Source organism: Caballeronia novacaledonica (assembly GCF_900258035.1).
GTDB classification, from domain to species: Bacteria; Pseudomonadota; Gammaproteobacteria; order Burkholderiales; family Burkholderiaceae; genus Caballeronia; species Caballeronia novacaledonica.
Map to the genome: position 1 here is coordinate 119339 of NZ_OGTP01000013.1, position 25131 is coordinate 144469.

General features: G+C 63.7%; 25 protein-coding genes. 22 read left to right on the plus strand and 3 right to left on the minus strand.

Annotation, left to right across the window (positions count from 1 at the left end):
* The first annotated feature begins 34 nt into the window (after positions 1-34).
* The 13 genes from frr (at position 35) to NOV72_RS19225 (ending at position 13153) form a co-directional block, all read left to right on the plus strand.
* Positions 35-595, plus strand: coding sequence for a ribosome recycling factor (frr, locus tag NOV72_RS19165; RefSeq protein ID WP_106856154.1), 561 nt, complete (start codon positions 35-37; stop codon positions 593-595).
* An 83-nt stretch (positions 596-678) separates the two neighbouring features.
* Positions 679-1461, plus strand: a complete 783-nt coding sequence (uppS, locus tag NOV72_RS19170; protein WP_106856155.1) for a polyprenyl diphosphate synthase — start codon at positions 679-681, stop codon at positions 1459-1461.
* On the plus strand, positions 1455-2267 hold the full coding sequence (locus NOV72_RS19175) for a phosphatidate cytidylyltransferase (protein ID WP_106856156.1): 813 nt from the start codon (positions 1455-1457) through the stop codon (positions 2265-2267). The genes uppS and NOV72_RS19175 overlap by 7 nt, the downstream gene beginning before the upstream one ends.
* Before the next feature lie 18 nt (positions 2268-2285).
* Positions 2286-3503 (plus strand): 1-deoxy-D-xylulose-5-phosphate reductoisomerase, encoded by a 1218-nt coding sequence (locus tag NOV72_RS19180; protein ID WP_106856157.1) that lies wholly within the window; start codon positions 2286-2288, stop codon positions 3501-3503.
* A gap of 7 nt (positions 3504-3510) precedes the next feature.
* Positions 3511-4893, plus strand: coding sequence for an RIP metalloprotease RseP (rseP, locus tag NOV72_RS19185; protein ID WP_106856158.1), 1383 nt, complete (start codon positions 3511-3513; stop codon positions 4891-4893).
* Positions 4894-4970: 77 nt separating this feature from the next.
* Complete coding sequence (gene bamA / locus NOV72_RS19190) at positions 4971-7283, plus strand: outer membrane protein assembly factor BamA (RefSeq protein WP_106856159.1); 2313 nt, start codon at positions 4971-4973, stop codon at positions 7281-7283.
* A 106-nt stretch (positions 7284-7389) separates the two neighbouring features.
* Positions 7390-7896, plus strand: coding sequence for an OmpH/Skp family outer membrane protein (locus NOV72_RS19195; RefSeq protein ID WP_106856160.1), 507 nt, complete (start codon positions 7390-7392; stop codon positions 7894-7896).
* A gap of 28 nt (positions 7897-7924) precedes the next feature.
* The gene (lpxD, locus tag NOV72_RS19200) at positions 7925-9016 is read left to right on the plus strand and encodes a UDP-3-O-(3-hydroxymyristoyl)glucosamine N-acyltransferase (protein WP_106856161.1); all 1092 of its coding nucleotides are present in this window, start codon (positions 7925-7927) and stop codon (positions 9014-9016) included.
* Positions 9017-9164: 148 nt separating this feature from the next.
* Positions 9165-9623, plus strand: a complete 459-nt coding sequence (gene fabZ, locus NOV72_RS19205; protein WP_106856162.1) for a 3-hydroxyacyl-ACP dehydratase FabZ — start codon at positions 9165-9167, stop codon at positions 9621-9623.
* A 64-nt stretch (positions 9624-9687) separates the two neighbouring features.
* On the plus strand, positions 9688-10476 hold the full coding sequence (gene lpxA / locus NOV72_RS19210) for an acyl-ACP--UDP-N-acetylglucosamine O-acyltransferase (RefSeq protein ID WP_106856214.1): 789 nt from the start codon (positions 9688-9690) through the stop codon (positions 10474-10476).
* A 12-nt stretch (positions 10477-10488) separates the two neighbouring features.
* On the plus strand, positions 10489-11655 hold the full coding sequence (gene lpxB, locus NOV72_RS19215; RefSeq protein WP_106856163.1) for a lipid-A-disaccharide synthase: 1167 nt from the start codon (positions 10489-10491) through the stop codon (positions 11653-11655).
* The gene (gene rnhB, locus NOV72_RS19220; RefSeq protein ID WP_106856164.1) at positions 11655-12359 is read left to right on the plus strand and encodes a ribonuclease HII; all 705 of its coding nucleotides are present in this window, start codon (positions 11655-11657) and stop codon (positions 12357-12359) included. Before lpxB ends, rnhB begins: the two co-directional genes overlap by 1 nt.
* A gap of 17 nt (positions 12360-12376) precedes the next feature.
* Positions 12377-13153: a TrmH family RNA methyltransferase gene (locus tag NOV72_RS19225; protein ID WP_106856165.1), complete on the plus strand. Its 777-nt coding sequence runs from the start codon at positions 12377-12379 to the stop codon at positions 13151-13153.
* A gap of 9 nt (positions 13154-13162) precedes the next feature.
* On the opposite strand, the gene ppsR is transcribed toward NOV72_RS19225, so the two are convergent.
* On the minus strand, positions 13163-13981 hold the full coding sequence (ppsR, locus tag NOV72_RS19230) for a posphoenolpyruvate synthetase regulatory kinase/phosphorylase PpsR (RefSeq protein ID WP_106856166.1): 819 nt from the start codon (positions 13979-13981) through the stop codon (positions 13163-13165).
* A 145-nt stretch (positions 13982-14126) separates the two neighbouring features.
* Here ppsR and NOV72_RS32010 point away from each other — a divergent pair, with 145 nt between their 5' ends.
* The 4 genes from NOV72_RS32010 to NOV72_RS19245 all read left to right on the plus strand — a co-directional run bounded on the left by NOV72_RS32010 (position 14127) and on the right by NOV72_RS19245 (position 18356).
* A complete protein-coding gene (locus tag NOV72_RS32010) occupies positions 14127-14408 on the plus strand; it encodes a hypothetical protein (RefSeq protein WP_146150024.1) in 282 nt (93 codons plus the stop codon).
* A gap of 60 nt (positions 14409-14468) precedes the next feature.
* A complete protein-coding gene (gene ppsA / locus NOV72_RS19235; protein WP_106856167.1) occupies positions 14469-16886 on the plus strand; it encodes a phosphoenolpyruvate synthase in 2418 nt (805 codons plus the stop codon).
* Positions 16887-16981: 95 nt separating this feature from the next.
* On the plus strand, positions 16982-17410 hold the full coding sequence (locus tag NOV72_RS19240; RefSeq protein WP_106856168.1) for an NfeD family protein: 429 nt from the start codon (positions 16982-16984) through the stop codon (positions 17408-17410).
* A 19-nt stretch (positions 17411-17429) separates the two neighbouring features.
* Entirely contained in the window at positions 17430-18356 is a 927-nt protein-coding gene (locus NOV72_RS19245; protein ID WP_035498882.1) for an SPFH domain-containing protein, read from the plus strand.
* A gap of 42 nt (positions 18357-18398) precedes the next feature.
* Here the strand turns inward: NOV72_RS19245 and smpB are convergent, their stop codons facing one another.
* Positions 18399-18848, minus strand: a complete 450-nt coding sequence (gene smpB / locus NOV72_RS19250; protein ID WP_035498881.1) for an SsrA-binding protein SmpB — start codon at positions 18846-18848, stop codon at positions 18399-18401.
* A 120-nt stretch (positions 18849-18968) separates the two neighbouring features.
* Between smpB and NOV72_RS19255 the strand changes: the two genes are divergently transcribed.
* On the plus strand, positions 18969-19406 hold the full coding sequence (locus NOV72_RS19255) for a type II toxin-antitoxin system RatA family toxin (protein WP_061168572.1): 438 nt from the start codon (positions 18969-18971) through the stop codon (positions 19404-19406).
* Positions 19403-19726, plus strand: coding sequence for an RnfH family protein (locus tag NOV72_RS19260; RefSeq protein ID WP_106856169.1), 324 nt, complete (start codon positions 19403-19405; stop codon positions 19724-19726). Before NOV72_RS19255 ends, NOV72_RS19260 begins: the two co-directional genes overlap by 4 nt.
* Positions 19727-19732: 6 nt before the next feature.
* On the opposite strand, the gene NOV72_RS19265 is transcribed toward NOV72_RS19260, so the two are convergent.
* Positions 19733-20713 carry a DMT family transporter gene (locus NOV72_RS19265; RefSeq protein WP_106856170.1) on the minus strand — a complete coding sequence of 327 codons (981 nt, stop codon included), beginning with the start codon at positions 20711-20713 and terminating at the stop codon, positions 19733-19735.
* A gap of 212 nt (positions 20714-20925) precedes the next feature.
* Between NOV72_RS19265 and guaB the strand changes: the two genes are divergently transcribed.
* The 3 genes from guaB (at position 20926) to guaA (ending at position 24988) form a co-directional block, all read left to right on the plus strand.
* A complete protein-coding gene (guaB, locus tag NOV72_RS19270) occupies positions 20926-22386 on the plus strand; it encodes an IMP dehydrogenase (protein WP_106856171.1) in 1461 nt (486 codons plus the stop codon).
* A gap of 15 nt (positions 22387-22401) precedes the next feature.
* A complete protein-coding gene (locus tag NOV72_RS19275; protein WP_106856172.1) occupies positions 22402-23229 on the plus strand; it encodes a hypothetical protein in 828 nt (275 codons plus the stop codon).
* Positions 23230-23404: 175 nt separating this feature from the next.
* The gene (gene guaA, locus NOV72_RS19280; protein ID WP_106856173.1) at positions 23405-24988 is read left to right on the plus strand and encodes a glutamine-hydrolyzing GMP synthase; all 1584 of its coding nucleotides are present in this window, start codon (positions 23405-23407) and stop codon (positions 24986-24988) included.
* The last annotated feature ends 143 nt before the right edge of the window (positions 24989-25131 follow it).

Here is a 25131-nt window from a genome sequence, read left to right on the forward strand (position 1 = left end):
TATCGCCGGTAAAACCCAGGTTTGGAGGTTCAAAATGAGTGTGGCTGACATCAAGAAAAGCGTCGACCAGAAGATGCAGCGGTCGATCGAAGCCTTCAAGGCCGATCTCGCCAAGATTCGCACGGGCCGCGCCCACACGGGTCTGCTCGACCACATCCAGGTCGACTACTACGGCTCGAATGTGCCCATTTCCCAGGTTGCGAACATGACGCTCGTCGATGCCCGCACGATCGGCGTGCAGCCGTGGGAAAAGAAGATGGTCGCCGTGATCGAGAAAGCGATCCGCGAATCCGATCTCGGCCTGAACCCGGCCACGCAGGGCGACCTGATCCGCGTGCCGATGCCCGCGCTCACCGAAGAGCGCCGCCGCGAACTCACGAAGGTCGTGAAGAGCGAAGGCGAGACCGCGAAGGTCGCCGTGCGCAACCTGCGCCGCGACGCGAACGATCAACTGAAGAAATCCGTGAAGGACAAGGAGATTTCGGAAGACGACGAGCGCCGCGCGAGCGAGGAAGTGCAGAAGCTCACCGACAAGTTCGTCGCCGAGATCGACAAGCTCGTCCAGACCAAAGAATCCGAAATCATGACGGTGTGAGGCCGTAGAGACGGTTCTGCCAGCCCCGGGGGTTATACATTCGGGCTGGCTCTCACTCCTTCAGATTCCCAGATTCAGCGGCCATGACCTATACCAGTTCCACCGTTACCGTGCCCGATGTCGCGGCTGTCCCGCGCCACGTCGCGATCATCATGGACGGCAATGGCCGATGGGCGACGGAGCGCCGCCTGCCGCGCGTCGCCGGTCATACGCGCGGCGTCGATGCGGTTCGCGCGACCGTCGAAAGCTGCGCGCGGCGCGGCGTCGAATTCGTCACGCTCTTCGCATTCAGTTCCGAAAACTGGCGCCGTCCGACCGACGAAGTGTCGTTCCTGATGCGCCTGTTCGTCACCGCGCTCGAACGCGAGATCGGCAAGCTGCACGCCAACGGCATTCGCCTGCGCGTCGTCGGCGACATCAGCATGTTCGACGACCGCATTCGCGCGCTGATCCAGCGCGCCGAAACCAAGACCGCCCGCAATACGCGGCTCACGCTGACCATCGCCGCCAACTACGGCGGGCGCTGGGACATCATGCAGGCGACGAAGAAGCTCATCGCCGAGTCGCTCGAAACGGGCACGCCCGCGCGCGTGGACGACGAGTCGTTCGCCGCCCATCTCGCGATGGCCTACGCGCCGGAGCCGGATCTCTTCATCCGCACGGGCGGCGAGCAGCGCATCAGCAATTTCCTGCTGTGGCAGCTCGCGTACACCGAGTTTTATTTCACCGACATCTACTGGCCCGACTTCGACGCCGACGCGCTGGATCGCGCGATCGCTTCCTACGGCGGCCGCGAGCGCCGTTTCGGGCGCACGAGCGCGCAACTCGCTTCCCAATCGCAGAAGGCCGACACCCTTTCATGCTAAGAACCCGTGTTATCACGGCAATCGTCCTGCTCGCGGTACTCGTGCCGATTACGCTGTTCGCGCCGATCGGCGCGTTCGGAGCGCTCATCGGTTTCGTCGTGGTGTTCGCGGCCTGGGAATGGGGGCGTTTGCTCAAGCTGAATGGCGCGGGGCCGGTCGCCTACGCGCTCGTCGCGGGGCTCGCGCTCATTTTCAGCACGTTTCTCGGCATCAAGTCGACGCCGCTGTATCAGATGGCCGCAATTTTCTGGGTGCTGGCCGGTCCCTACGCGTTGCTGCGCAAGCCCGCGCTGGCCGCCCACACGTGGCGCGCGTTCCTGCTCTTCGCGGGGATCGTCGTGTTTCTGGCCTGCTGGCACGCCGTCGTCGACGCGCGCACGCGGGGCGTGGCCTTCGTGCTATCGCTTCTGCTAGTAGTCTGGCTGGCTGACATAGGTGCATACTTCGCCGGAAAAGCGCTCGGCCGCCATAAACTCGCTCCGTCGATCAGCCCGGGCAAGACCTGGGAGGGCGCCATCGGCGGGTGGCTCGCCGTCATCGTCATCGGTGCGCTCGCCGCCGCCACCAACTTTTATGCGCCTACCGTATTCACGGCCTTTGTCGGGCATCTCGGCTGGGATCGCTCGTTCGTCGCGCTTTCCGTGCTGGTCGCGTTCAGCGTGGTCGGCGACCTGTTCGAGTCGCTTCTGAAGCGCCAGGCCGGCGTCAAGGACTCGAGCGGCCTCTTGCCGGGTCACGGCGGCGTCCTCGACCGCATCGACGCATTGTTGCCGGTGTTGCCGATCGCATTGCTCATGCTCGGCTAATCGGCTAGAGAAGAATTTATGCAAAAACGTCTCACATTGCTCGGCTCCACGGGCTCGATCGGCGACAGCACGCTCGACGTCGTGGCGCGGCATCCGGACCGCTTCTCGGTCTACGCGCTCACCGCTCACCGCAACGGCGACAAGCTCGTCGCCCAGTGCCTGAAATTCCAGCCCGAAGTCGCGGTCGTCGGCGACGCCGAAACGGCGGTGCGCGTCGCGGCCGCGTTGCGCGCGCAAGGCTGCAAGACCGAAGTGACGCACGGCCCGGAAGCGCTCGTCGAGGTCGCCCGCGCGGCTCAGTGCGACACGGTCGTCGCAGCCATCGTCGGCGCGGCGGGCCTCGCGCCCACGCTTGCCGCCGCACGCGCCGGCAAGCGCATCCTGCTCGCGAACAAGGAAGCGCTCGTGATGTCCGGCCAGATTTTCATGGACGCCGTGCGCGACAACGGCGCGATCCTGCTGCCGGTCGACAGCGAGCACAACGCCGTGTTCCAGTGCCTGCCGCCTTGCGCGGACAAGGAAGCACAGATGCACGGCGGCGTGTCGAAGATCATCCTGACGGCCTCGGGCGGCCCGTTCCGCACGCGCGAGCCGGCGACGCTCGTCAACGTCACGCCCGAGGAAGCCGTCAAGCATCCGAACTGGGCGATGGGCCGCAAGATCTCCGTCGATTCCGCGACGATGATGAACAAGGGCCTCGAAGTGATCGAGGCGCACTGGCTCTTCGATCTGCCGGGATCGCGCATCGAGGTGCTGATCCATCCGCAGAGCGTGATTCATTCGATGGTTTCCTACGCCGACGGCTCGGTCCTCGCGCAACTCGGCAATCCGGACATGCGCACGCCGATCGCGCACGCGCTGGCGTATCCTGATCGTGTGAATTCGGGCGTGGCGCCGCTGGATCTGGCGCAGATCGCCACGCTCACGTTCGAAAAGCCGGATTTCACGCGTTTTCCCTGCCTCGCGCTGGCCATTCAGGCGCTCGAAGCGGGCGGCATCGCGAGCGCCGCGCTGAACGCGGCCAACGAAATCGCCGTGGAAGCGTTCCTGGAGCGCCGTATCGGCTTCATGGCGATCGGCGGCGTGGTCGAGCGCGTGCTGAACGACCTGCCGAACACGAGCGCCGCGACGCTGGCCGACGTCCTCGCCGCCGATGCGAACGCGCGCCGTCTCGCATCCCGTTTCGTCGCTGAGCTCACCGCGAGCGCGCCGGGCGCCGAACCCATCGCCCATTGAGGCCGTCATGAACTTTCTGACCGAAATCGTCGCCTTCGTCGTAGCGATAGGCGTACTCGTCGTCGTCCACGAATTCGGTCACTACAGCGTCGCGCGGCTGTGCGGCGTGAAAGTGCTGCGATTCTCGGTCGGCTTCGGCAAGCCGCTCGTGCAATGGGTCAGCAAGAAGACGGGCGTCGAATGGACGATCGCCGCGCTGCCGCTCGGCGGCTACGTGAAGATGCTCGACGAGCGCGAGATCGATCCCGACAGCGGCACGAAGATTCCCGTCGAAGACCTGCCGCGCGCCTTCAACCGTCAGAGCGTCGCCAAGCGGATCGCGATCGTCGCGGCGGGGCCCGTCGCCAACTTCCTGCTCGCGATCGCGCTCTTTTCCGCCGTGTTCGCGGGCGGCGTGACCGAGCCCGCCGCGATCGTCTCGCAGCCCGCGCCCGACACGGCGGCGGCGCACGCGGGTTTCGAAGGCGGCGAAACGGTTCTCTCGATGCGCGACGCGCAAGCCGGCGAAACGCATCCGATCCGCTCGTGGTCCGATCTGCGCTGGAAGTTGCTCGACGCGTCGTTCGATCATCGGCGCGTCGTGCTGACGGCGAAGACGCACGACGGCACGTTCGATTTCCCGGTGACGGTCGCCGGCATCACGGACGCAGAGGCCGATCAGGATTTCATGGACAAGCTCGGCTTCGCGCCGGGCGGCGGCACGCTGACCGTCGCGGGCGTCGAGCCGGGCAGCGCTGCGCAAAAGAGCGGGCTGAAGCAGGGCGACATGCTGCGTGCGATCGATGGCCGCAGCGTCGACAACGCAACGAGCTTCATCGACTACGTGAAGGCACATGGCGCGAAGCCCGTCACGCTTTTGATCGAGCGCAACGGCAAGCGCGAATCCGTGCAGATCGTGCCGGACCTGAAGCACGATGCGTCGTCGGGCAAGGAAATCGGCCGTATCGGCGCGGCGCTCGCGAATCAGTTGCCGACCGTGGACGTGCGTTACGGGCCGCTCGAAAGCCTGCGCCTCGGCGTGAACCGCACGTGGGACATCAGCATCTATTCGCTGCGCATGTTCGGCCGGATGGTCGTGGGCGAGGCGTCGCTCAAGAATCTCTCGGGGCCGGTCACCATCGCCGACTATGCGGGCAAGAGCGCAAGGCTCGGCGTGGCGGCCTTCGTCTCGTTTCTGGCGCTCGTCAGTATCAGCCTCGGCGTATTGAACTTGTTACCGATTCCGGTTTTGGACGGTGGGCATCTGTTATATTATTTGGTTGAGGCTGTTACCGGCAAGGCTATATCCGATCGCTGGCAGCTGGTTCTGCAAAGGGCGGGCCTGGTCTGCATCGTCGCATTGTCGATGATCGCGCTATTCAACGACCTCGCTCGTCTGATTCGTTTTTGATCCACTTTGACAATTTCTGGCGGCGCCCTTCGAGCGACCGCCGGAACGAATGCAGCTTTAAATACTGGGGAAGCACGTTGTTCAAACCTCATCGCTTTGTTCCTAAGACGGCTGTGGCCGCGGCGCTCGCCGCAACGGGTATGGCGGCACACGCCACCACGCCGTTCGTCGTGCAGGATATTCGGATCGACGGTCTCCAACGCATCGAGCCGGGCTCCGTGTTCGCTTACCTGCCGATCAAGCAAGGCGACACCTTCACCGACGACAAGGCCTCCGAAGCGATTCGCGCGCTCTACGCGACGGGCTTCTTCAACGACGTTCAGATCGCCACCGAAGGCAATGTGGTGATCGTCCAGGTGCAGGAGCGCCCGGCCATCTCGGCCATCGATTTCGCCGGCCTGCACGAGTTCGACAAGGACAATCTCACGAAGGCGCTGCGCTCGGTCGGTCTGTCGCAAGGCCGTTCGTACGACAAGGCGCTCGTCGACAAGGCGGAGCAGGAGCTCAAGCGCCAGTATCTGACGCGCGGTTACTACGCGGCGGAAGTCACGACCACCGTGACGCCGGTGGACCGCAACCGCGTCGCCATTCTGTTTTCCGTTGCCGAAGGTCCGAGCGCGAAGATCCGCCAGATCAACTTCGTCGGCAACAAGGCGGTGAGTTCGGGCACGCTGCTCGGAGAAATGCAGCTCTCCACGCCGAACTGGTTCTCGTGGTACACGAAGAGCGACCTTTACGCGAAGGAAAAGCTCACGGGCGACCTCGAGAACGTGCGCTCGTACTACCTGAACCGCGGTTACCTCGAGTTCAGCATCGATTCCACGCAGGTCTCGATCTCGCCGGACAAGAAGGACATGTATCTGACGATCGCCGTGCACGAAGGCGAGCCGTACAAGATCAGCAGCATCAAGCTCTCGGGCAATCTGCTCGACCGCGAGGCCGAACTCAACAAGCTCATCAAGATCAAGCCGGGCGAGCGCTTCTCGGCCGAAAAGCTGCAGGCGACGACCAAGTCGATCGTCGACAAGCTCGGCGAATACGGCTACGCGTTCGCGCAGGTCAACGCCCAGCCGCAGATCGATCAGTCGAACCACACCGTGGCGCTCACGCTGCAAGTCGACCCGAGCCGCCGCGTGTACGTGCGGCGCGTGAACATCGTCGGCAATACGCGCACGCGCGACGAAGTGGTGCGCCGCGAAATGCGTCAGCTCGAAAGCTCGTGGTTCGATTCGAGCCGCCTCGCGTTGTCGAAGGACCGCGTCAACCGTCTCGGCTACTTCACCGACGTGGACGTCACCACGACGCCCGTGGAAGGCACGAACGACCAGGTCGACGTGGACGTGAAGGTCGCGGAAAAGCCGACCGGCGCGATCACGCTGGGCGCGGGCTTTTCGTCGACGGACAAGGTGGTGCTCTCGGCGGGCGTGTCGCAGGACAACGTGTTCGGCTCGGGCACGAGTCTCGCAGTCAACGTGAACACCGCGAAGACGTACCGCACGCTGACCGTGACTCAGGTCGATCCGTACTTCACGATCGACGGCATCAAGCGCATCACCGACGCGTACTACCGCACGTATCAGCCGCTGTACTACTCGACCGATTCGAGCTTCAAGATCGTGACGATGGGCGCGGACACCAAGTTCGGCATCCCGTTCTCCGAGCAGGACACGGTGTTCTTCGGCGTCGGCGCCGAACAGAACACGATGGACGTCGACTCGAACACGCCGCAGTCGTACATCAACTACGTGAACGAGTTCGGGCGCGTGGTGAACAACTATCCGCTGACGATGGGCTGGTCGCGCGACAATCGCGACAGCGCGCTCGTCCCGAGCCGCGGCTACTACATCCAGTCGAACGCGGAGTACGGCACGCCGCTCGGCAACACGACGTACGCGAAGTTCGACGCGCAGTTCCAGTACTACTATTCGTTCGCGCGCGGCTTCGTGCTCGGCTTCAACCTGCAGGGCGGTTACGGCAAGGGTCTGCAAGGCCAGACGTACCCGATCTTCAAGAACTACTATGCGGGTGGTATCGGCTCGGTGCGCGGCTATTCGCCGAGTTCGCTGGGTCCGCGCGACTCGAAGACGAGCGACCCGATCGGCGGTTCGCGCATGGCGGTCGGCAACATCGAACTGACTTTCCCGCTGCCGGGCACAGGTTACGACCGCACGCTGCGTGTCTTCACCTTCCTCGATGCCGGTAACGTCTGGGGCGACCCGAACCAGGGTGGCACGAGCGGCGGCGCGAACGGCTTGCGCTACGGCTACGGCGTGGGTCTCGCGTGGATTTCGCCGATCGGCCCGCTCAAGCTGAGCCTCGGTTTCCCGCTGCAGAAGCACGACGGCGACCAGTATCAGAAGTTCCAGTTCCAGATCGGTACGGCCTTCTAAGCGGCACGCCGACGGAAACGAACTTCATCCATTCAGACGTAACGTGAGGAACACTTTGGGAACCGGTAAGCATTCGAAACATAGGGCGCTGGCGCTTGCGTTGTCGATGGTTCTCGGCCTGGGCACGGCGATCTCCGCCAGTGCTCAGGAAGCGCGCATCGCTGCGGTGAATTCGGACCGCATCCTGCGCGAATCGACGGCGGCGAAAGCGGCCCAGTCGAAGCTCGAGCAGGAATTTTCCAAGCGTGACAAGGCGTTGCAGGACATGGCGCAGCGCCTGAAGGCGATGTCGGACAACATCGATAAAAACGGTTCCTCGATGTCGCCGACCGATCGCGCGGCGCGCCAGCGCGACCTCGCGCAACTCGACGCGGACTTTCAGCGCAAGCAGCGCGAATTCCGCGAAGATCTGAACCAGCGCCGCAACGAGGAACTCGCGGCGGTGCTGGATCGCGCGAACAAGGTGATCAAGCAGATCGCGGAACAGCAGCACTACGATTTGATCGTGCAAGAGGCGGTGTACGTGAGCCCGCGCATCGACATCACGGATCAGGTGCTGAAGGCGCTGGCGGCGGGCGCGACCGGCACCGGTTCGCTCACGAGCCCGAACTGACGAGGACTCAGACGAGATGGCATCAGGTATGGCGATTACCCTCGACGAACTGGTGAAGCGCTTCGGCGGCGAGGTGATCGGCGACGGCGCGCACGCGGTCGGGAGTCTCGCACCCCTCGACAAGGCAGGCTCCGCGCAACTCGCGTTTCTCGCGAACCAGAAGTATCTGCCGCAGGTCGAGACGACGCGCGCCGGCGCAGTGCTGATTTCTCCCGACGATCTCGTGAAAGTGACGAATCGCGCGGGCAGTAATTTCATCGTCACGCCGAACCCCTACGCTTATTTCGCGCGCGTGGCCCAGGCGTTCATCGACCTGGCGACGCCCAAAGCGAGGCCGGGCGTGCATCCGAGCGCGTCTGTCGATCCGGACGCGAAGGTCGCGGCGAGCGCCGTGATCGGAGCGCACGTGACGGTGGAGGCGGGCGCGGTCATCGGCGAGCGCGTGAAGCTGGATGCGGGCGTGGTCGTCGGTCGCGGCGTGAAGCTCGGCGACGACGTGCATCTGTATCCCAATGTCACCGTGTATCACGGCTGCAGGCTCGGCGCGCGCGTGATCGTGCACGCGGGCGCGGTGATCGGCGCGGACGGCTTCGGCTTCGCGCCGGATTTCGTCGGCGAAGGCGAGGCGCGCACCGGGAGCTGGGTGAAGATTCCGCAGGTCGGCGCGGTGGATATTGCGGACGACGTTGAAATCGGCGCGAACACCACGATCGATCGCGGCGCGATGGCGGATACCGTCATCGAGGAATGCGTGAAGATCGACAACCTCGTGCAGATCGGTCACAACTGCCGCATCGGCGCGTATACGGTGATCGCCGGCTGCGCGGGCATCGCGGGCAGTACGAGCATCGGCAAGCATTGCATGATCGGCGGGGCGGTGGGTATCGCGGGCCATGTGACGCTCGCGGACTATGTGATCGTCACGGCGCAATCGGGCGTCTCGAAGTCGCTGCTGAAGCCCGGCATGTACACCAGCGCGTTTCCGGCCGTGCCGCACGGCGACTGGAACAAGAGCGCGGCCATCATGCGCAATCTGGACAAGATGCGCGACCGCATCAAGGCGCTGGAAACAGCGCTCGCCGATGCGGGCAAGCGTGACGAGACGAGCGGCGGCGCCTGAGCGCCAGGCTCGTTTCAGACGAAGAACGAACCTCGAACAGAGCGGGCCCGTTCAAAGCCGCCGAAGCGAGAAAGCAATTTCGGGCGGGCATCCGATACGGCCCGCCATCCAAATTTCCGCGCCCGACGCGCGCGTGAGCAGAACGACCATGAGCACAGAAAAAATCAATCTCGACATCCACAAGATCCTCACGCTGCTGCCGCATCGCTATCCGATCCTGCTCGTGGATCGCGTGCTCGAACTTGAGCCGCACAAGAGCATCAAAGCATTGAAGAACGTGACGATCAACGAGCCGTACTTCCAGGGCCACTTTCCGACGCGTCCGGTCATGCCGGGCGTGCTGATTCTCGAAGCGCTCGCGCAGACGGCGGCGCTCCTGACGTTCGCGGAAGAGCCGCACGATCCGACCAACACGCTCTACTACTTCGTCGGCATCGACGGCGCGCGCTTCAAGCGCGTGGTGGAGCCGGGCGATCAGTTGATCCTCAACGTCACGTTCGAGCGGTACATGCGAGGCATCTGGAAGTTCAAGGCGCGCGCCGAGGTCGACGGCACGACCGCCGCCGAAGCCGAGCTCATGTGTACCGTCAAGAGCACGGACGCCTGAGCGCGTCGGCGTTCACCCCGCGTTCATCGTAACGAGCAGCACGAACAGCATAGGCGAAATGCGCATGAGCAAGATTCACCCAACCGCGATCATCGAGCCGGGCGCCCAGCTCGACGAGTCCGTCGAGATCGGGCCGTACGCGATCGTCGGTTCGCACGTCGTGATCGGCGCGGGCACGACCGTCGGCTCGCATAGCGTGATCGAAGGCCACACGACGATCGGCCGCGAAAACACCATCGGCCATTACGCATCGATCGGCGGCCGCCCGCAGGACATGAAGTACAAGGGCGAACCGACGCGCCTCGAAATCGGCGACCGCAACACCATCCGCGAATTCACGACGCTGCACACGGGCACGGCGCAGGATCAGGGCCTGACGTCCATCGGCAGCGATTGCTGGATCATGGCGTATGTGCACGTCGGCCACGACTGCCGGCTCGGCGACAACGTCATCATGTCGAGCAACGCGCAACTGGCCGGACACGTGCTCGTCGGCGATCACGCGATCGTCGGCGGCATGTCGGGCGTGCATCAGTTCGTGCGCATCGGCGCGCATTCGATGCTCGGCGGCGCGTCGGCGCTCGTGCAGGACGTGCCGCCTTTCGTGATCGCCGCCGGCAACAAGGCCGAGCCGCATGGCATCAACGTGGAAGGACTGCGCCGCCGCGGCTTCACGCCGGATGCGATTTCCGCGCTGCGCTCGGCGTATCGCATCGTCTACAAGAGCGGTCTGTCGCTCGAAGAGGCGAAGGCGCAGTTGAAGGAACTGAGCACGGCGGGCGGCGAGGGCGACGAACCTGTCAAGGCATTTTCCGATTTCATCGCGGCGTCGCAGCGCGGCATCATCCGCTAGACACGCCGCCCGATGACCCTGATCACCCACCCGCCACGCGTCGCGATGGTCGCGGGCGAGCCGTCCGGCGACCTGCTCGCGGCCTCGCTGCTGAAGGGCCTGAGGCAAACGCTGCCGGAAGGCACGCGCTATAGCGGCATCGGCGGCCCGCGCATGACGGCCGAAGGCTTCGAAGCGCACTGGCCGATGGACAAGCTGACCGTGCGCGGCTATGTCGAAGCGCTCAAGCACATCCCCGAAATTCTCGGCATCCGCAACGAAATCAAGCGTCAGTTGCTTGCGGAGCCGCCGTCGGTGTTCATCGGCGTGGACGCGCCGGATTTCAATTTCGGCCTCGAACAGCCGCTGCGCGAAGCCGGCATTCCGACCGTGCATTTCGTGTGTCCGTCGATCTGGGCGTGGCGCGGCGGCCGCATCAAGAAGATTGTGAAAGCGGTCGATCACATGCTGTGCGTGTTTCCGTTCGAGACCGCGCTGCTGGAGAAGGCGGGCGTGGCGACGAGCTACGTCGGTCATCCGCTCGCCGACGAGATTCCGCTCGAACCCGACGTCGCGGGCGCGCGCCGCGAACTCGGCATCGCGGAAGGCGGACCGGTGATCGCCGTGCTGCCGGGCAGCCGCCGCTCGGAAATTTCGCTGATCGGCCCGACGTTTTTCGACGCCATGGAGCTGATGCAGCTTCGCGAGCCCGGCGTGCGCTTCCTGATGCCCGCCGCGAATCCGGCGTTGCGCGCGTTGCTGCAACCGCTCGTGGACGCGCATCCGCATCTGTCGCTGACGATCACCGATGGCCGCGCGCAAACCGCGATGACCGCCGCCGACGCGATCCTCGTGAAAAGCGGCACCGTGACGCTCGAAGCGGCGCTGCTCAAGAAGCCGATGGTCATCTCGTACAAGGTGCCCTGGCTGACGGGTCAGATCATGAAGCGGCAGGGTTATCTGCCGTACGTCGGCTTGCCGAACATTCTGGCGGGCCGCTTCGTCGTGCCGGAGATCCTCCAGCACTTCGCGACGCCCGAAGCGCTCGCCGACGCAACGCTGAAACAGTTGAACGACGACGCCAACCGCCGTACCCTGACGGAAATCTTCACCGACATGCACATCGCGCTGCGCCAGAACACGGCGCAGAAGGCGGCCGAGGCGGTCGCGCGGGTGCTCGAAACGCGGAGGCCGCGATAATGGCGGCGAAACGGCCGGCTCAGGCGGGACTCGATTTCAGTTCACCTTTCGACATCATCTGCGGCGTCGACGAGGCGGGGCGCGGTCCGCTGGCCGGCCCGGTCGTGGCGGCCGCCGTGATCTTCGATCCGGCCAAACCGCGCATCAACGGTCTCGACGATTCCAAAGCGCTGACCGCCAGACGGCGCGAGGAGCTTTACGAAAAGATCGTCGATCGCGCGCTCGCGTATTGCATCGCATCGGCGAGCGTCGAGGAAATCGACACGATCAACATCCTGCATGCGAGCATGCTCGCGATGAAGCGCGCGGTGGAAGGGCTGTCGGTCATGCCGACGCTCGTCAAGGTCGACGGCAACCGCTGCCCGATGCTGTCGATTCGGGCGGAAGCCGTGATCGGTGGCGATGCGCTGATCAAGCAGATTTCGGCGGCGTCGATTCTCGCGAAGGTCACGCGCGACCGCATGCTGGTCGAGCTTCACGAAACCTTCCCCATGTACGGCTTCGACGCGCACGCCGGCTACGGCACGCCGCAGCATCTGCGGGCGTTGCGCGAGCATGGCCCGTGCGAGCATCATCGGCGTTCGTTTGCGCCGGTGCGCGAGGCGCATGCGCTCGTGTTCGGTTCGGTGCTGCCCGAGATCGCGCCCGAAGTGCTGCAGGTCGCATCGACGCTCGACAACGATCCCGATTCGCTCGCCTTCTGAGCGGCATTCAATTCAACGTGAAATCCATCACTTCGCGGGACAATCCGCTCTATAAGCGCATCAAGGCGCTGGCCGGCTCGACCGCGCAACAGCGTCGCAGCGGCCACGCGCTGCTCGAAGGGCTGCATCTGGCGTCGGCGTATCTCGATGCCGCGGGACAGCCGGAAACCTGCGTGGTCACCGAAGGCGCGCTCACGCATGACGAAGCGCGCGAGATCGTCGCGCGTATCGAGGAAAAGCGGATCGTCGTGTTGCCGGACGCGCTCTTCGGACAGCTTTCGAGCGTCGTGCACGGCGTGGGCATGTTGCTGCTGGTCGAAAAGATCGAGGCCGAATTGCCCGCGCGCGTCGGCGAAACCTGCGTGATTCTCGACGGCATTCAGGACGCGGGCAACGTCGGCTCGATTCTGCGCAGCGCGGCGGCGGCGGGCATCACGCGCGTGTTCTGCGCGCCGGGCACGGCGTACGCGTGGTCGTCGAAAGTCTTGCGCTCGGGCATGGGCGCACACTTTCTGCTGAATATTTTCGAAGACGTGGAGCCGGCGGATCTGATCGCGCGGCTCGACGCGCCCGTGACCATCACGGATTCCCACGGCGCGGTCGCGCTTTACGATTGCGATCTGTCGGGCGCGCTTGCCTGGGTGTTCGGCAACGAAGGGGCGGGCGTGTCGCAGGTATGGCGCGATGCCGTGACGCATCGCGTGACGATTCCGCAGCCGGGCGGCATGGAGTCGCTCAACGTGGCAGCCGCGGCGGCGATCTGTCTTTTCGAGCAGTGCCGCCAGCAGCGCTGAGCGAACGAATCAGTAATACGACGGCCGTTCCGGCTTGATTTCCTGCAGGATCGTCGTGGCGATTTCCTCGATCGACTTGTGCGTCGACGAAAGCCACTTGATGCCTTCGCGCTTCATCATCATCTCCGCTTCGTTGATCTCGAAGCGGCAGTTCTCCAGCGCCGCGTACTTGCTGCCCGGGCGCCGCTCGTTGCGGATCTCGGCGAGCCGCTGCGCGTCGATCGACAAGCCGAACATCTTCGAGCGATGTTCGAGCAACGGCGTAGGCAGCTTGCCGCGCTCGAAGTCTTCGGGAATCAGCGGATAGTTCGCGGCCTTCACGCCGTACTGCATCGCCAGGTAGAGGCTCGTCGGCGTCTTGCCGCTGCGCGACACGCCGACCAGAATGACGTCGGCATCGGCGAGATTGCGGTTCGACTGGCCGTCGTCGTGCGCGAGCGAGAAGTTGATCGCCTCGATGCGATTCTTGTATTCCTCGGTGTCGGCGTTCTGGTGCACGCGGCCCATCGCGTGCGTCGACTTCATTTCCAGTTCGTGTTCGAGCGGCTCGATGAAGGTCTGGAACATGTCGAGCACGAGCGCATTGCAGCCCTTGACCACTTCGTTCGACGCGCTGTCGACGAGCGTGGTGAAGACGATCGGCCGGCGGCCATCGAGTTCCACGACCTCGTTGATCTTCTCGACCGTCGCATACGCCTTGTCGATCGAATCGACGAAAGGCACGCGCACGAGCCGGAATTTTTGATCGAACTGGGCGAGGATCGAATGCGCGAAGGTTTCGGCAGTGATCCCGGTCCCGTCGGAAACGATGAATACGGAAGGCGGCATCGGCAAAAGACCAAATGGGGAACGAGTTGGGGTGGGCGCGCTCAAACGGTAACACGCGAAATAGACCGCGGGAACGCCCGGCACGGCGGACGAAGCGCCTGTGTTACATTGATTGCCCGGCGTGTGCGCCGGCCAACCGAACGGCGTGAAAGACTTCGATTCTGCCGTGGAATTACCGTCTCTGCCGAAACAATTTGAGAATCGGCACGGTAGAATAGCGGCAACCTGTTCGATAAGCAATTGCGGACAAATTGATTCGGATTTTCGTCAAATCGCGGTCGGTTCGTCGGTTTTGGCAGCAAAAACCCACGGTTTCGAGCAGATTTCAGACGTCCCGCTTCTCTTTGCAACGCGCGCCGGTCCCGGCTGCACGCTCCCCGATCGTTTATCAAACAGGTTGTACGAGATGCGCCCGCGCTTCCAATGAGCGCCGCCGCATATGAGCCCACTCGTGCGATCGTGAATTCCATCCACCTTAGGGGCTTGTATGACTAACGCAGTCAATGTCGCGAAAGATGTCGCAAAGGATCAGGCGTATGTAGTTCCATTCGAGCAGTTGCGAATGACCGACGTGGAAATCGTCGGTGGCAAGAATGCGTCGCTCGGCGAAATGATCAGCCAGCTTTCCGAAGCCGGCGTTCGTGTGCCGACGGGCTTTGCCACAACTGCACTCGCATTCCGCGACTTCCTCCAGCACAACGACCTGACCGACCGCATCGCCAAGCGTCTCGAAACGCTCGATGTCGACGACGTCAAGTCGCTCGCCGAAGCCGGCAAGGAAATCCGCCAGTGGATCGTCGACGCGCCGATGCAGCCGCGTCTCGAAGACGAAATCCGCCGCGGTTTCGAAGTCCTCCAGAACAGCTCGCCCGAAGAGCTTTCGTTCGCCGTGCGCTCGTCCGCGACCGCCGAGGACTTGCCCGACGCATCGTTCGCGGGCCAGCAGGAAAGCTATCTGAACGTGGTCGGTGTCGAGGACGTCCTCGATCGCATGAAGCACGTGTTCGCGTCGCTCTACAACGACCGCGCCATCTCCTATCGCGTCCACAAAGGCTTCACCCATGCGGAAGTCGCGTTGTCGGCGGGCGTGCAGCGCATGGTCCGCTCGGACGTCGGCGCGGCGGGCGTGATGTTCACCATCGACACGGAATCGGGCTTCAAGGAAACCGTGTTCATCACGTCGAGCTACGGTCTCGGCGAGACGGTCGTGCAGGGCGCGGTGAATCCGGACGAATTCCACGTCTTCAAGACCACGCTCGAACAGGGCAAGTACCCGATCATCCGCCGCTCGATCGGCTCGAAGCTCATCAAGATGGAATTCACGAAGCCGGGCGAGCCGGGCCGCGTGAAGACCGTCGACGTGCCGCACGAGCAGCGCAACCGCTTCTCGATCACCGACGAAGACGTGATCGAGCTCGCGAAGTACGCGGTCATCATCGAGAAGCACTACGAGCGTCCGATGGACATCGAGTGGGGCAAGGACGGCCGCGACGGCAAGATCTTCATTCTCCAGGCGCGCCCGGAAACGGTGAAGAGCCAGGCGTCCGGCAAGGCCGAGATGCGCTTTAAGTTGAAGGGCCAGTCGAACGTGCTGGCGACGGGCCGCGCGATCGGCCAGAAGATCGGCGCGGGTCCGGTGCGCGTGATCCACGATCCGTCGGAAATGGAACGTGTGCAGCCGGGCGATGTCCTCGTCGCCGACATGACCGACCCGAACTGGGAGCCGGTCATGAAGCGCGCATCGGCCATCGTGACGAATCGCGGCGGCCGCACGTGTCACGCGGCGATCATCGCGCGTGAGTTGGGCGTGCCGGCGGTAGTCGGCTGCGGCGATGCAACGGACATTCTGAAAGACGGCGCGCTCGTCACGGTTTCGTGCGCGGAAGGCGACGAAGGCAAGATCTACGACGGCCTGCTCGAAACCGAAGTGACCGAAGTGCAGCGCGGCGAGCTGCCGGAGATTCCGGTCAAGATCATGATGAACGTCGGCAATCCGCAACTCGCGTTCGACTTCGCGCAGTTGCCGAATGCGGGCGTCGGCCTCGCGCGGCTCGAGTTCATCATCAACAACAACATCGGCGTGCATCCGAAGGCGATTCTGGAGTACCCGAACGTCGACGCCGACCTGAAGAAGGCGGTCGAGAGCGTCGCGCGCGGCCATGCGTCGCCGCGTGCGTTCTACGTCGACAAGCTGACGGAAGGCATCGCCACGATCGCGGCGGCGTTCTATCCGAAGCCCGTTATCGTGCGTCTGTCGGACTTCAAGTCGAACGAGTACAAGAAGTTGATCGGCGGTTCGCGCTACGAGCCGGACGAAGAGAATCCGATGCTCGGTTTCCGCGGCGCGTCGCGCTATATCGCGGAAGACTTCGCCGAAGCGTTCCACATGGAATGCGTCGCGCTGAAGAAGGTGCGCGAGGAAATGGGTCTCGACAACGTGCAGATCATGGTGCCGTTCGTGCGCACGCTGAAGCAGGCGGATCGCGTGGTCGAACTGCTGAAGAAGTTCGGCCTCGAGCGCGGCAGGAACGATCTGAAGCTCGTGATGATGTGCGAAGTGCCGTCCAACGCGATTCTCGCCGAGCAGTTCCTCGAACGCTTCGACGGTTTCTCCATTGGTTCGAACGACCTGACGCAGTTGACGCTCGGCCTCGACCGCGACTCCGGCATGGAACTGCTCGCGGCGGACTTCGACGAGCGCGACGAAGCGGTGCAGTTCATGCTCAAGCGCGCGATCGAAACGTGTCTCAGGCTGAACAAGTACGTCGGTATTTGCGGCCAGGGTCCGTCGGATCATCCGGACCTCGCGGAGTGGCTCGCGAAGGAAGGCATCGAATCGATGTCGCTGAATCCGGACACGATCATCGAGACGTGGCAGCAACTGGCGAAGACCTTGTCAAAATAAGTCAGCAACGCCTTTCCGGTTGCTTTCGGAAAGGCGCGAGCGTGCTATAAAAACACCCCGGACTTCTCCGGGGTGTTTTCGTTTGGAGACCGCTGATGGAAACGAGTGGATTGATATGGTGGGTCGCGGCGGGCGCACTGATCGTCGCGGAACTGTTCACCGGCACGTTCTATCTGCTCATGATCGCGCTCGGCATGATCGCGGGCGGTGTCGCTCATGTGTCCGGCGCGTTGCCGCATGTGCAGATGGGCGCAGCCGCCGTGATCGCGCTGATCGCAGTCGCGGCTCTGCGGCGCTCGCGCTTCGGTAGCTGGAAGCGGCGCGACGCGTCGCGGGATGCGGCCGTGAATCTCGATATCGGCGCGACGCTGGAAGTGGATCAATGGCGCGATGGCCGCGCGCGCGCAATGTATCGCGGCGCGCAGTGGGACGTCGAACTCGCGCCGGGCGAAATCGAAGGCGCGCGCTATTACCGCATCACGGCGCTGGACGGGAACCGGCTGATCGTCGCGGCCAAACGCTAGTTCTATAAGGAGAAAAACAATGTACTTCGCGCTCATCGTGCTCATCATCGCCATCGTGATCGTGGTGAACACAGTCAAAATCGTTCCGCAACAGCATGCATGGGTGCTGGAGCGCTTCGGCCGCTATCACGCGACGCTGACGCCCGGCCTCAATATCGTGCTGCCGTTTATCGACCGCATCGCGTACAAGCACATGCTGAAGGAGATTCCGCTCGAGGTGCCGAGCCAGGTGTGCATCACGCGCGACAACACGCAGTTGCAGGTCGACGGCGTGCTGTACTTCCAGGTCACCGATGCAATGAAGGCGTCGTACGGTTCGAGCAATTTCGTGTTTGCGATCACGCAGTTGTCGCAGACGACCTTGCGTTCGGTCATCGGCAAGCTGGAACTCGACAAGACCTTCGAGGAACGCGATTTCATCAACCAGAGCATCGTGAATGCACTCGATGAAGCCGCGTCGAACTGGGGCGTGAAAGTGCTGCGTTACGAGATCAAGGACCTGACGCCGCCGAAGGAAATTCTTCATGCGATGCAGGCGCAGATCACCGCGGAGCGCGAGAAGCGCGCGCTGATCGCCGCGTCCGAAGGCCGCAAGCAGGAGCAGATCAACCTCGCCGCGGGCGCGCGCGAAGCGGCCATCCAGAAGTCCGAGGGCGAGCGTCAGGCGGCGATCAATCAGGCGCAGGGCGAGGCATCGGCGATTCTCGCGGTGGCCGAGGCGAACGCGCAGGCCATCCAGAAGATCGGCACGGCGATTCAGACCACGGGCGGCATGGAAGCGGTGAACCTGAAGATCGCGGAGCAGTATGTCGGCGCGTTCGGCAATATCGCGAAGACGGGCAACACGCTGATCGTGCCGGGCAACCTGTCCGACATGAGTTCGATGATCGCCTCGGCGTTGACCATCGTAAGAGGCGAGGGCGGCGGCGTCATCAAGAAGAGCTGACGCGGCAAGGCAATCGGGGCGCTGAGAAGCGCCCCGATTCGTTTAACGCGACGCCGTGCGCATCAGGCGCCCGCGCTCGCGTTCCCAGTCGCGCTTCTTTTCGGTCTCGCGCTTGTCGTGCAGCTTTTTGCCCTTCGCCAGCCCGATCTCGCACTTGACGCGGCCGTCCTTGTAATGGAAGTTGAGTGGCACGAGCGTATGCCCGCGCTGCTCGACCTTGCCGATGAGCTTGTCGATCTGGTCGCGATGCAACAGCAGCTTGCGCGTGCGCACCGGGTCCAGATTGGCGAATTTCGATGCCTCGGGCAGCGGACTGATATGCGTGCCGATCAGAAAGAGCTCGCCGTGCTTGATCACGACATAGCCTTCCTTGATCTGCGCGCGGCCCGCGCGCAGCGCCTTGACTTCCCAGCCTTCGAGCACGAGACCGGCCTCGTAGCGCTCTTCGACGAAGTAATCGAAGAAGGCTTTTCTGTTGTCGATGATGCTCATGAATGGAAAGTGCCCAACTCGTTTAAAATCACGATTTTAGCAGCGCGACGCCCGGCATTCGAACTCTTGCCGCGTTCTCTTCTCGCGTTGCCGCCCAATTCAGCCTCCGCTGCGCCCTATATGGCAGACGTCCAGAAAACCGTATTGATCCGCCATTCAGCGGAAGAAATGTTCGACCTCGTCACCGATGTCGCCGATTACCCCAATTTCCTGCCCTGGTGCGGCGGCGTCGAAATCGGCCGCCAGGACGAGAACGGCATGGAAGCGAAGATCGACATCAGCTTCAAGGGCATCAAGCAGCACTTCGCGACGCGCAATACGCAGAAGCGTCCGACCAATATCGATATGGAGTTTCTGAGCGGCCCTTTCAAGAAGTTCACCGGTTACTGGCGCTTCACGCCGCTGCGCGCGGACGCGTGCAAGATCGAATTCGCGCTGCACTACGAATTCTCCAATGTGATTCTGGAAAAGCTCATCGGGCCGGTGTTCAGCCATATCGCCAACACGTTCGTCGATTCCTTCGTGAAGCGCGCGGATCAGCGCTACGGCAAGCCATGATGCATATCGACGTTTGCTACGGTCTGCCGGAGGGCGCGTTTCTGAAGCGCGTCGAACTGCGCGACGGCGCAACGGTGCGCGACGCAATCGATGCGAGCGGTGTGCTGCTCGCGCATCGCGATATCGATCTGACGACGCAAAGAGTCGGCGTGTTCGGCAAGGTGAAGGCGCTCGACGAGGCGCTCGCCGACTTCGACCGCGTGGAGATCTATCGTCCGCTGAAGGTCGATCCGAAGGCCGCGCGCCAGCGTCGCGTCGACAAGGCGCGCAGGGCCGGTTCGATCGAAGGGCGCAAGTGGCAGTCGAAAGATTCGCGCTGAGCCGTTTCAATGCGCGGGCGCTTCCTTCGCCCCTGCTGGCGCGGGCTCCAGCGTGTGTTGCCTGACCGACCAGAGCACGCCGGCGAGCAGCAGGACGATCGCGAGCATTTCGGGCACGCGCGGCCAGCGGCCGTCGTAGACGAAGGCGTAGAGCAGCGCGAAAAGCGTTTCGAAAACGATCATCTGACCCGCGAGCGTGAGCGGCAGGCGCTTCGCCGCCGCGTTCCACAGCATGTTGCCGAGCCACGAACCGCCGGTCGCCAGCGCCGCGCACACGATCCAGAACATGTGCCAGCGCGCGGCCGGCACGCTCGCCTGAACCGTTCCCGCAGGCAGCATCCAGATGACGGCGCCGAGCACGAGTCCGAGCAGACCCGTCACGATGCCCCACAGCACGGACCACTCGTTGCCGTCGAAGTGATCGTTCGCTTGCAGATAGCGCGCGTTGACGACCGCGTACCAGGTCCACGACGCGAGCGCGCCGAGGGCGCACGCGAGACCGGTGAGGCGCGTGAGCACGCTGGCCGCATGCTCGCCGCCTTCCGACGACGAGAGCACGTCGCTGAACACGTCCAGATTGATGCACGAAATGCCGGCCAGAATCAGCAGCAAAGGTCCGACGAGCCGCCTGAGGCCGATTGCGCCGTGGTCGCGCCGTCCGGCGAGGGTGACGGTCACGGGCAGAATCCCGACGATCAGCGACGAAGGCGCGACGCCCACCAGTTGCACCGCGCTCGCGAGCAGCATGTAGTAGAGCAGGTTGCCCACCAGCGCCAGCTTCACGAGCGCGATGAAATCGGCGCGCGTGAGTTTGGCGAGGAGCTTTCGCGCGAACGGCAACGCGACGGCGAGCGACACCGCCCCGTACATCAGATAGCGTCCGACGCTCAGCGCGAGTGGCGAAAAATCCGGCAAGAGCCGTGGCGCGAGAAAGATGAAGCCCCAGATCGCGCCCGCTGCCATTCCATACATCACACCGCGCTGCATTGCCCGACTCCTGTCGATATTTCACTTGACGGCGCGAAGCGTAGCACGCGGCCCCGGGCGGCGGTCTTGTCGAAAACTGCAACGGCGCGAGCGTCCGGCGCGCGGGCGCGAACGGCCCGGAATTTGCGTCCGAACGGCCTAAGCTGCTGTTCGGGCAGTGAAAATGCAGGGAACTATCGGTATAATCTGCTTTTGCGCCCATAGGATTTGCCATGCGTCTGATCCAGAAAGCACTCACGTTCGATGACGTGCTCCTCGTGCCCGCGTTCTCCAGCGTTCTTCCGCGCGACACCAGCCTGAAATCCCAGCTGACTCGCAATATTTCCCTGAACATGCCTCTCGTGTCCGCCGCCATGGACACGGTCACCGAAGGCCGGCTCGCCATCGCGATGGCGCAGATGGGCGGCATCGGCATCGTCCACAAGAATCTCACCGCGAAGGAACAGGCCCGCGAAGTCGCGAAAGTGAAGCGCTTCGAATCGGGTGTCGTGCGCGACCCGATCACGATTCCGCCGCAAATGCGCGTGCGCGACGTCATCGCGCTGACGCAGCAGCACGGCATTTCGGGCTTTCCGGTGGTCGAGGGCGCGCAACTGATCGGCATCGTCACCAACCGCGACCTGCGTTTCGAAGAACGTCTCGACGAGCCGGTGCGCAACATCATGACGCCGCGCGAGCGTCTCGTGACGGTCAAGGAAGGCACGTCGCTCGCCGAAGCGAAAGCGCTGATGCACAGCCATCGCCTGGAGCGCGTGCTGGTCGTCAACGACGCGTTCGAACTGCGCGGCCTGATGACCGTGAAAGACATCACCAAGCAGACCGAAAATCCCGACGCCTGCAAGGACGAAGACGGCAAGCTGCGCGTGGGCGCGGCCGTGGGCGTGGGTCCGGACAATGAAGAGCGCGTCGAACTGCTGGCGCAGGCGGGCGTCGACGTGATCGTCGTCGATACCGCGCACGGCCACAGCCAGGGCGTGCTCGAGCGCGTGCGCTGGGTCAAGCAGAAGTACCCGCACGTGCAGGTGATCGGCGGCAATATCGCGACGGCGGCGGCGGCGAAATCGCTCGTCGAGTACGGCGCGGACGCGGTGAAGGTCGGTATCGGCCCCGGCTCGATCTGCACGACGCGTATCGTCGCGGGTGTCGGCGTGCCGCAGATCACGGCCATCGCCAACGTCTCCGAAGCGCTGCGCGGCACCGGCGTGCCGGTCATCGCGGACGGCGGCGTGCGCTTCTCCGGCGACGTGTCGAAGGCGCTCGCGGCGGGCGCGAACGTCGTCATGATGGGCAGCATGCTCGCGGGCACGGAAGAATCCCCGGGCGATGTGTTCCTGTACCAAGGCCGCCAGTACAAGTCGTACCGCGGCATGGGCTCGGTCGGCGCGATGAAGGACGGCGCGGCGGACCGCTACTTCCAGGACAACTCCGCGAACATCGACAAGCTCGTGCCGGAAGGCATCGAAGGCCGTGTGGCCTACAAGGGCTCGGTCAACGCGATCCTGTTCCAGATCGTCGGCGGCGTGCGCGCGAGCATGGGCTATTGCGGTTGCCGCACCATCAGCGAACTGCACGACAAGGCGGAATTCGTGCAGATCACGGCGGCGGGCATGCGCGAGTCGCACGTGCATGACGTGCAGATCACGAAGGAAGCCCCCAACTATCACGTCGATTAATCGAGCGGAGCGCTCATGAAACCGTTGCTGCGGGTCGTGCTCGTCATCAACGCCCTGATTTTTCTGGCGTTCGGCCTGCTGTTTCTGCTGACGCCCTGGGCGGGCCTGTACGGCGCGCTGCAACTGGATTCGATCCGCGTGCAGCCGGCGTTTGCCGGGCAACTGCTCGGCATCGCGCTCATCGGGCTTGCTTGGCTCGCGTTTCATGCGGCCGTCGATGGCGCGTTGACGGCGCGAGCCGCCCGCGTCTCGGGTCATGTGCAGTGGCTTTCGGGCGTCGTGGTGCTGGTCTGGCTGCTCGGGCTGCACGCGCCGCAACTCGATGGCTTCGGCCAGATCAGTGCGGCGGTCGTCGGCGCCGTGCTGCTCGTGCTCGGCTTGGGCAGCGTGAGACTGTCGTCGGCGGTGCGGCGGCGCGAGCGTGCGGCGCTGGCTGGCGCGGCGTCGGCGCAGCGCGCGGAGAAGAAGGCGGCGCAAAAGCGCGAGGACGTTCGCGCGAGCGCCACGGTGCCTTCGGCGCGCGTCGAGCCGATCGAAACCGCGGTCCGTCCCGCGGCGCGCGCGCCGGACGCGACGGCCATCGACCCGATTTCGGGCCGCACGATCGATTCGGCGGGACGTCCGCTCGATCCGGTTTCGCCGATTTCATCCGCCGCGGTGCGCGCGCATCCGGACGGCGCCGTCGATCCCGTCACGGGCGGCACGCTCGATCCGGTCACGGGCCGCGCGGTCGATCCGGTCACCGGCAAGCGCATCGAACCCGTCATCAGCGGCGAGATCGATCCGGCAACGGGTCGAAGAGTCGATCCGCTCGCGCCCGACGCGCACCGCGCACCACGTTGAGGGCGCGAAGCGTATGCGTCGAGTTACGCAAGCCACGCAGGCGCAGCAGCGGAAATACGCAGGACAAGCACGGTCGGCCTTTGCGCCGGCCGTCGATTTATTGGCACGCGGGCCGCGCGACGTCGCGCCCCGGCCGCACAGACATTATTCGTTCACTTAGCCTTTGGCCGCAGCCATGCACGACAAAATCCTGATTCTCGATTTCGGCTCCCAAGTCACCCAGCTCATCGCACGGCGCATCCGCGAGTCGCACGTCTACTCGGAAATCCATCCGTACGACGTCGACGAGACTTTCATCCGCGAATTCGCTCCGAAGGGCATCATCCTGTCGGGCGGGCCGAATTCGGTCACCGAGGCGAAGTCGCCGCGCGCGCCGCAAATCGTCTTCGATCTCGGCGTGCCGGTGCTCGGCATTTGCTACGGCATGCAGACGATGGCCGATCAGCTCGGCGGCAAGGTCGAACTGGGCAACGTGCGCGAGTTCGGCTATGCGGAAGTGCAGGCGCTGAATCACACGGGATTTCTCGAAGGCATTCAGGACTTTGCCAGTGACAAGGGCGAGTCGATGCTCAAGGTGTGGATGAGTCACGGCGACAAGGTCGTCGACTTGCCCGCGGGCTTCAAGCTGATGGCTTCGACGCCCTCATGCCCGATCGCCGCGATGGCCGACGACGACCGCCGCTTCTACGGCCTGCAATGGCATCCGGAAGTGACGCACACGGTGCAGGGCCGCGCGATGCTCGACCGCTTCGTGCTGGAGCTGTGCGGCGCGAAGGCGGATTGGGAGATGGGTCATTACATCGACGAAGCCGTGGAGAAGATTCGCGCGCAGGTCGGTAGCGACCACGTGATTCTCGGCCTGTCGGGTGGCGTGGATTCGTCGGTGGCGGCGGCGCTGCTGCATCGCGCGATCGGCGATCAACTGACGTGCGTGTTCGTGGATCACGGCTTGCTGCGTCAGAACGAGGCGGAACAGGTGATGTCGACGTTCGCCGATCATCTCGGCGTGAAGGTGATTCACGTCGACGCGAGCGAAGAATTCCTGCAGAAACTCGCGGGCGTGACCGATCCGGAAGCGAAGCGCAAGATCATCGGCGCGGAGTTCGTCGAAGTGTTCCACAAGGAATCGGACAAGCTCACCGATGCGAAGTGGCTCGCGCAGGGCACGATCTATCCGGACGTGATCGAATCGGCGGGCAAGGGCAAGAAGGGCGCGCATACCATCAAGAGCCATCACAATGTCGGCGGCTTGCCGGAGACGCTGAATCTCAAGCTGCTCGAACCGTTGCGCGAACTCTTCAAGGACGAAGTGCGCGAGCTCGGCGTGAAGCTCGGTCTGCCGCATGCAATGGTGTATCGCCATCCGTTCCCGGGGCCGGGCCTCGGCGTGCGGATTCTCGGCGAAGTGAAGCGCGAGTTTGCGGACCTGCTGCGCCGCGCGGATGCGATTTTCATCGAGACGCTGCGCAATACCATCGACAAGGAAACGGGCAAGTCGTGGTACGACCTCACGAGTCAGGCGTTCGCGGTGTTCCTGCCGGTGAAGAGCGTCGGCGTGATGGGCGATGGCCGCACGTACGAGTACGTCGTCGCGCTGCGCGCCGTGCAGACGCTCGACTTCATGACCGCGCATTGGGCGCATCTGCCGCATGAGTTGCTCGGGCATGTCTCGAATCGCATCATCAACGAGGTGCGCGGGATCAATCGGGTGGTGTATGACATCTCGGGGAAGCCGCCTGCGACGATCGAGTGGGAGTGATTGGACGTCTGGCACGCACCGGCACGACCGAGCAGTAAGACACACCTAAGCCCGCGTAATTGCGGGCTTTTTTCATTTTTTACTTGGCAACTTCTGGCACAACGGAGCATCGATAAGCAACATTTTTGCATGGCATTTCCAGT